The organism is Dietzia sp. DQ12-76 (assembly GCF_014145045.1).
Lineage (GTDB): Bacteria > Actinomycetota > Actinomycetes > Mycobacteriales > Mycobacteriaceae > Dietzia.
In genome coordinates this window covers 1-7390 of record NZ_JAALDV010000126.1, presented here as the reverse complement: position 1 = coordinate 7390, position 7390 = coordinate 1, and the positions used below count along the sequence as shown (strand labels likewise).

The 7390-nt window shown below is 70.4% G+C and carries 5 protein-coding genes; 1 reads left to right on the top strand and 4 read right to left on the bottom strand.

The annotated features are described in order from the left end of the window. Positions 1–153 precede the first annotated feature (153 nt). The 4 genes from G6019_RS05575 to G6019_RS05560 are packed head-to-tail and all read right to left on the bottom strand — an operon-like array spanning position 154 to position 6011. Complete coding sequence (locus tag G6019_RS05575; RefSeq protein ID WP_107756252.1) at positions 154–540, bottom strand: MmcQ/YjbR family DNA-binding protein; 387 nt, start codon at positions 538–540, stop codon at positions 154–156. 10 nt (positions 541–550) lie between these two features. Beyond that, on the bottom strand, positions 551–3055 hold the full coding sequence (locus G6019_RS05570; protein WP_182627175.1) for a GNAT family N-acetyltransferase: 2505 nt from the start codon (positions 3053–3055) through the stop codon (positions 551–553). Then, complete coding sequence (locus G6019_RS05565; RefSeq protein ID WP_182612331.1) at positions 3052–4524, bottom strand: lysine N(6)-hydroxylase/L-ornithine N(5)-oxygenase family protein; 1473 nt, start codon at positions 4522–4524, stop codon at positions 3052–3054. The genes G6019_RS05570 and G6019_RS05565 overlap by 4 nt, the downstream gene beginning before the upstream one ends. Continuing rightward, entirely contained in the window at positions 4521–6011 is a 1491-nt protein-coding gene (locus tag G6019_RS05560; protein WP_182612330.1) for a pyridoxal phosphate-dependent decarboxylase family protein, read from the bottom strand. Before G6019_RS05560 ends, G6019_RS05565 begins: the two co-directional genes overlap by 4 nt. 209 nt (positions 6012–6220) lie before the next feature. Between G6019_RS05560 and G6019_RS05555 the strand changes: the two genes are divergently transcribed. After that, positions 6221–7312 (top strand): iron-siderophore ABC transporter substrate-binding protein, encoded by a 1092-nt coding sequence (locus G6019_RS05555; protein ID WP_182612329.1) that lies wholly within the window; start codon positions 6221–6223, stop codon positions 7310–7312. Positions 7313–7390: the final 78 nt, after the last annotated feature.

Below are 7390 nucleotides of genomic sequence, written 5' to 3'. Positions count from 1 at the left end.
GTGGTGGGCGGCTCGCTGGCCGGAGCCGTCGACACGGGCTCGGCGACGGACGCCGTGGAGGGCTCGCTGGGCGAGGAGCGGCTCGGTTCGATCACCGGGTCCTCGGTGTCGCCCGAGGGTTCGCCGGAGATCGCGCCGGCGAACTGAGCCGGATCAGCGCTGCCCGCGCCCGAAGGAGTGCGGCTCGACCGGTCGCTGCGCGCTGGGGAGCCCGGCCACAACGAGTCGGTAGGACTCCGTGACCAATTCCTCGACCACGTCGTGGCCGAGGCTCCCCCCGGGGTGCAGTGAGATCCAGTGCCTCTTGTCCATGTGGTAGCCGGGGGTGATGTCCGGGTGCGCGTCACGGAGGGCGAGGCCGTCCGAGGGTGATGCCTTGATCACCACGAGGGGCTCGTCGTCGACCACGGTGTGGATCATGAACACCTTGCCGCGGACCTTGTAGACGTCGACGTCCGGCCCGAACGGGAACTCCAGGGTGGTCGCCGGTAGCTCGCGCGCTCGCAGCGCCGCACACTTCTGGAGTTCCCGCCCGTTCATCCCAGTGACGCTACGACACGCTGCGGGCTCCGTCATCGATAAGAGCGTTCCGCACGCCCCCTTCTCGGCCGACGTGTCCGGAACGCTCGTCGCGACTCGTGCGCTCGTCGCGACTCGTGCGCTCGCCGCGACCCGCGGGGTCGGTCGGGGTCGATGCGAGGGGGTTGGCGAGGGGGTTGGCGAGGGTGCCCGCGAACTGGAGCGAGCCCGCCTGATCGGTCAGATCCACCATCTGCCGGGTGTCGCGCAACTGCAGCCGGTTGAGGCACGAGTGCTTGAACCGCGGCGCGAAGAGCGCCTGCCAGGTCGCCTCGTTCCGCCCGTCGCGGTCCAGCGCCGACAGGCAACGGCGGGTCTCGTCCCAGAACTCCCATGCCGGTAGGACACCGGCCTCGTCGCAGATCGCGGCGAGGTGACGCAGTACCCCGTCCATCACGTCGGTGTGGATGCTCAGCGCGGCCGTCTCGGCATCCACGACGTGCCGGATCCGCTCGATCCCCGCGGGCAGCGGACGGTCGGTCACCACCGCCACCTCCTCGCCGATGTCCTTGAACAGCACCCGGCGCGGCAGGTGGTCCGGTCCGATCACCACGATCACGTTCTCCCCGTGCGGCATGAACACCACCCCGTGCGCGAGCAGGCATCGGGCCACCGGCAGGACGTAGGCGTCGAGCAGCGCGCGGAGCCACGTGCGGGCGTTCGACCCCGACCGTTCCAGGTGTTCGACGACGAGGGGTCGGCCGTGCAGGTCGACGTGCAGGAGTGAGGCCAGCGTGAAGGCCCGCTCGCCCGGTGACAGTCGCGGCATCGGGCTCTCGCGCCACAGGGCGGCGATCATCTTGGTGTGCGGCCCCTCCTCTGACACGCCCGCGTCGGCGGCGCGATGGTAGGCGTCACCGGTGTACCCCACCGCGGCGGTCTCCCGGAGGATCCCGAAGTCGAGCGCGCGGAGTACGGGATCCCCGGCCACCAGTCCGGCGACCCACTCGTTCACCGCCGGGGTGTCACGCATGTACCGCGGAGACAGTCCGCGGGTGAAACCCATGTTCTGCACCGCCAGTGCCGTCTTGACGTATCCGCGCTCGGGCCTGCTCGTATCGAAGAAGGTGCGCACGGACTGCTGCGGGCGGTACTCACTGTGGGACTCACCCAGGTGGACGAGGTCGCGACGCGCCAGGTCGGGGCCGAACGCCACGGAGATCTTGTGCTCCCACTGCCACGGGTGGACGGGGAGGAGGCGGTACCCGTCCGGGTCGAGGCCCAGTTCACGGAGGCGGTCGTCGCACCCGTCCAGGGCGTCACGGCCGAACTCGCGGAGATAGTGCTCGCGCTCCTCGAGGCCTGTCACCGTGGCGAGGTGACTGCGGTCGCGGCGCGCGGCCAGCCAGACCAGGCGCACCGTCCCGGGGGCCTCCGGCGCGTAGCGGTGCCGGTCGGACAGGCCGAGGCCGATGCGTCCGTTGTTCGCCACGAAGCCGGGGTGCCCCTCGGTCATCGCGGCCTCGACCTCCTGCAGGTCCGCCGTGGCGAGTTCCTGGACCGGTCGGTCGCGGTGGTGCAGGCAGAACGCGGCGGAGCCGAGGGTGGCCGCGATCTCCTCCAGATAGATCCCCACCAGCGCCCCGGGGATCCCGAGCACGGGAGCGAACGCGGTGACGAGGGCCTGGGCGTCGGGCTCGGCCGGCTCACCCCCGACCTCGCGCCGCAGCGACCCCTCGTCCACCACCCAGTGCTCGAGTGGCAGGACCCGCGCGCGGAAAGTCCAGGTCTCGGACCCCGCGCGCACCTCGTACACCCCGGGCACCGCCGTGGCCTGCGGGGTGAGTAGCCGCTCGTGGGAGAACTCGGCCAGCGCCTTGGCGCACAGGTGACGGTGCGCCCGGCGCATCGCGTGGCCGGAGAGATGCGCGTGAGGTGCGGCGCCGGGTGATCGAGTGGACGACGGTACGGGCCGCGTGGTCCGGCCGATCTCCGAGTCGCGGAAGTCGTCGAGCTCGCAGAAGGAGAGCAGAGCGGTCTTGTCCGGCAGGCGGAGCGGCCCGTCCTCCCGGAATCCCGCGCGGGCGTTGAGCCGGTGGACGGCGGTGTTGTCGATGTCCGGTTCCACCACGATGCGCCGGGCACCCAGCGGCCCGAAGGCGGTCTCGCAGATGGCGCCGATCACGGCGGCGGTGGTGCCCGGAACGGGGGTCCGCGACGGTGCGACCAGCAGGTGCATGCCCAGGTCCCCGGGTTGATGGGGGTACTTTCCGTCGAGCTCGACCGCGGCCGGGTCGTAGAACACTGCCAGCCCCGCCCGCAGCCCGTCGATACGCACCATTCGGACCTGTCGGTGCCGGCTCGACTGCCAGTCGTGGAAGAACTCCGAGATCTGTCCGGGTGTCATGTGTCGCATGCCCCAGTAGGCCGATCCGGGATGGGAGAGCCACGCGTGGAGTGTCCCGGTGGTGTCGGGGTCCGTGGGCAGGCTCGCGAGCGAGACGAGTCCGGCGGGCGTACTGACGGTGTGGGTCATCGGGTCTCCTGGGCCTGCTGGTCGGCGGGGGTGCGTCGTCCGGCGGGCGCGTCGGTCCGCGCCCGGTCGGCATCGCGGGCCCCTGGGATCTCGTCGGCCGGGGGGCCGAACCGCTGGAACGCGATACGTGACTCGACGGGGTATACCTCGCGACCGGTCACGGACCGCAGGATGATGCTGTTGCGCATCGCCCCCATCCCGAGGTCCGGCGCGCTCAGGCCGTGGGTGTGCTCCTCCGCGTTCTGCACGTGGATCCGCCGGTGAGCGAGGTCGATGGTGTGGTCCCGTGCCACCCGGTATCGGCGGGGCCGACCCTCGCGGCTCTGTTCGGGACCGGGGTCCTCCCAGTCGATCTCCGAGGCGATCCCGTCGAGGAACCGCGGGGTGGTGGGTGAGTACCCCGTGGCCATCACCAGCCCCTGGGTCTGGTGCGTCCAGGTCCGCGCGGTGTCTGTGCAGCGCAGGTCCAGTCGGATGTGCGAGCCGACGGGGGTGGCGCCCTCCAGGGCGGTCGCCGCCACCAACAAGCCGGTGTCCAGCCCGTGGGCGGACCGGCGGTAGAGCAGGTCGTGGATCTGGTTGATCAATTCGGCGTCGATGCCCTTGTAGAGCGAGCGCTGGTCGCGCAGCATGCGGTCACGCGTCCCGGCGTCGAGTCCGTGGAAGTGGTCGATGTACTCCGGGGACGTCATCTCCAGTGTGAGCTTGGTGTATTCCATGGGGAAGAACCGCGGGGAGCGGGTGATCCAGTCCACGCGGGGCCCGGAGTCCCCCGGCGTGGCCAGCAGGTCCTGGTAGATCTCGGCGGCCGACTGGCCGCTGCCCACGACGGTCACCGAGTCGAGCTCGAACAGCTCCTCGCGCCGGTGCAGGTAGTCGGCGGCGTGCAGCGCGACACGTCGGCCCGAGTGAGCGGAGGCGCCGTCGAGCGAGTCCGTGTCGACAGGCGACCACGGGCTGGTGCCGATCCCCAGTGCGAGGTGCCGGGCGCGGTAGGTCTCCGTGCCGTCGGAGGTGATCGCGGTGACCCGGTAGACGGGTCCGTCCTCGTCGTCGGTCCCTCCGTCCGGTCCGCCCCCGGCGCCCTGTGACTTCTCGCGCCGGACGTCGACCACCTGCCGTCCCCACCGAAGTCCACCCACCCGTTCGGAGGCCCAGCGACAGTACGCGTCGTACTCCGCGCGCAGGGGCTGGAAGTTCTCGCGGATGTAGAACGGATACAACCGGCCCACCTGTTTGAGATAGGACAGGAACGAGTACGGCGAGGTGGGGTCGGCCAGCGTGACCAGATCGGCCAGGAACGGCACCTGGATGGTCGCGTCGTCGAACATGAGTCCGTGGTGCCACGCGAAGCCCTCGCGGGAGTCGAGGAAGACGGCGTCGATCTCCAGCGGTTCGGCCAGGCACGCCAGCCCGAGGTTGAACGGACCGATGCCCACGCCCAGCAGGTCGTGGATCCCCCCGCTCATGACAGCACCCCCGCGGTGGTGGCCTGGCGCATCCCGTCGGCCAGGTACCGGGCGGCCTCGCGGACGTCGGCGAGTACGGCCGCCACGTCCTGGTCGGACAGCTCCGGGTCCAGGATCGTGAGTTTGAGGCACGGTCGGCCGTCCACCACCGTCGCCGCGACCACCGACCGTCCCTCGGCGAACAGCGCGTCCCTGACGGGGCGGACCAGGGCGTCGGACTCGTCGGGGTCACACCCCTCGGGCCGGGGGCGGAACAGGACGGTCGACAGTGCCGGCCTGCGAACCAGCTCGAGGTCGGGCTCGGAGTCGATGGTCCGACCGATCCGCCGGGCCACGTCGATCGCGTCGTCGAGCATGCGGCCGATCCCGTCGGCGCCGAGAACGCGCAGCGTCATCCAGAGCTTCAAGGCGTCGAAGCGGCGGGTGGTCTGCAGGGACTTGTCCACGGCGTGATCGTCACCGTCCGCGGGGTTGAGGTAGTCGGCGCTGACGGTGGAGTGGCGGAAGCCCGAGCCGTCCCTCAGGAGAAGAGCTGATGCGGCCACCGGCAGGAAGAAGGTCTTGTGGAAGTCGACGGTCACCGAGTCGGCCAGCCCGATCCCGTCGAGCAGATCGCGGCGGGTGGGGGAGACCAGCAATCCGCCGCCGTAGGCGGCGTCCACGTGCAACCAGACGGCGCGACGGCGACAGACCAGTCCGACCTCCCGCAACGGGTCGATCGCGCCGTGGTCGGTGGTACCGGCCAGGGCGACGACGGCCGCGACCTCGTCACCGGCGTCCGCCACGGACGCCAGGGCGCGGTCGAGGGTAGCCGGGTCCATGCGGTCGCCGTGCCCGGGGAGGACGATCACCGCGTCCGGTGCCAGACCGAGCAGACGTGCGGCCTTGACCACGCTGAGATGTGCGTGCTCGCCGGTGACGATCCGCAGACGGGACAGACGCACACAACGGTCCGCGGGCGTGGTCCCCCCGGGGCCGGGGCGGGAGAGTCGATCCTCGCGTGCGGTGAACAACCCCTGGAGGTTGGACTGCGATCCGCCGGTGGTGAAGACGCCGTCCGGCGTGACCCGGTCCGGCCGGTCGAACTCGATCAGCTCGGCGACCCAGTCGACGAGTCTCTGTTCGATCAGGCATGCCGAGGTGCCCTGGTCCCACGTCTCCACGGCGGTGTTGACGGAGGTGGCGAGCGTCTCGGCGGCCAGCGCGGGGATCGTGACCGGACAGTTGAGGTGCGAGAGGTAGCGGGGGTGGTGGTACCCCACGGCGTGGTCGAGGTAGAGCGCACGCACCTCCACCATCGCCTTGTCGAGCGTCCCCAGCGGGGTCGACAGATCCACCGCCGCGGTCTGTGACGCGAGATGCGCGGGAGATGCGGACGAGCGCGGGGTGGTACGACCGTCGAGGTATCGACCGACCTCGGCGGTCGCCGCGGCCAGGGCGGCGGCGTGGTCCTTCCGGCTCCGGTGGCTCAACAGGTGTTCGTTCACGGGTGCTCCGAACTGATCGGGGACGTAGGTACCGGCGAACGTTATGAGGGTAGGCTAGCCTTATCAACACCGGAGTGATATGAATCACGTTGTGTAGCAGGCGAAGTGGGAATGTGGGAGTGCGGTCTTGCGTTTCGGCGCATCGTCACTCTACTGTTGCCCCGATAAGGTAAGCCAAGCCTAAGCGGCTTTTATCCATCGGAGACCCCATGAGTGCACTCACCGTCCGATCCCGTGTCCGGGCGGTCGACGCCCCCGATCGCGCACGGGCCGTGCTGCTCCTGGCCGCGCTCCTCGCGACGCTGGCGGTGTTGGCCGGGTGCTCGACGGGTTCAGTGGGTGGATCGCAGGACTCGGCCACGGCGACCGATGTCGAGCGTGACGGGGAGTTCCCCCGCACCATCACCCACGCATACGGGCAGACGGAGATCACCGAACCGCCCCAGCGGGTGGCCACGATCTCCTGGGTCAACGCGGATGTCTCGCTGGCGCTGGGGGTGGTTCCGGTGGGCATGCCGCGGAACTCGTTCGGCGGCAACGCCGGTGGATCCACCGACTGGTTCGACGCCGAACTTGAGTCGGTGGGGGGCGAGATGCCGGAGTTGTACTCGGAGACGGACGGCATCAACACCGAGGCCATCGCCGCCCTCCAGCCCGACATCATCCTGGGTGTCTACTCCGGGATGACCGCCGAGGAGTACGAGACCCTGTCCAAGATCGCCCCCACCATCGCGATGCCGGAGGGCGACGTGGCCTTCGGCACCCCGTGGCAGGAGTCCACGCGCCTCATCGGCGAGGCGCTCGGCCGCTCGGAACGCGCCGAGGAGTTGATCGACGAGGTCGAGGGCCGGATCGCCCAGGTCGCTGACGACCATTCGGGTCTCCGGGGGACCACCTTCATCTACGGGACGGTCGACCCCGGCGCGGCGGAGAAGATCTATGCCTTCACCGACGTGGACAACCGGCCGCGTTTCCTCGAGCAGCTGGGCATGGTCCAGGCTCCCGTGATCTCCGAGGCCTCGACCGGGGCCCCCGACCAGTTCGCCGTGACATGGTCGCCTGAACGGGCAGACGAACTGGTCTCGGACATCCTCGTCACCTACGCCGCCTCGCCCGACGTCCGCGCCGCCATCGAGGCGGACCCGTTGCTGGGCCGCATCCCCGCGGTCGAGGCGGGTCGGATGGTGGTCCAGACGGACGAGCAGCAGGTGTTGTCCATCTCGGCCGCGTCGCCGCTCAGCCTGCCCTGGGCGCTCGACAACGTGGTGCCGGAGATCATCACCGCCGCGGAGCAGAACTGACAGATGCAGGTGACCGCGACGCGCCGTGACGGCCCCGCCACCGCGGGGCCGTCCGACGCCCCCGCGAGCCCCACCGCT

Bases quoted from the DNA above. Each gene is read 5' to 3' on its own strand.
- G6019_RS05575 (WP_107756252.1), bottom strand. From the start codon at position 540: ATGAACGGGCGGGAACTCCAGAAGTGTGCGGCGCTGCGAGCGCGCGAG.
- G6019_RS05570 (WP_182627175.1), bottom strand. From the start codon at position 3,055: ATGACCCACACCGTCAGTACGCCCGCCGGACTCGTCTCGCTCGCGAGC.
- G6019_RS05565 (WP_182612331.1), bottom strand. From the start codon at position 4,524: ATGAGCGGGGGGATCCACGACCTGCTGGGCGTGGGCATCGGTCCGTTC.
- G6019_RS05555 (WP_182612329.1), top strand. From the start codon at position 6,221: ATGAGTGCACTCACCGTCCGATCCCGTGTCCGGGCGGTCGACGCCCCC.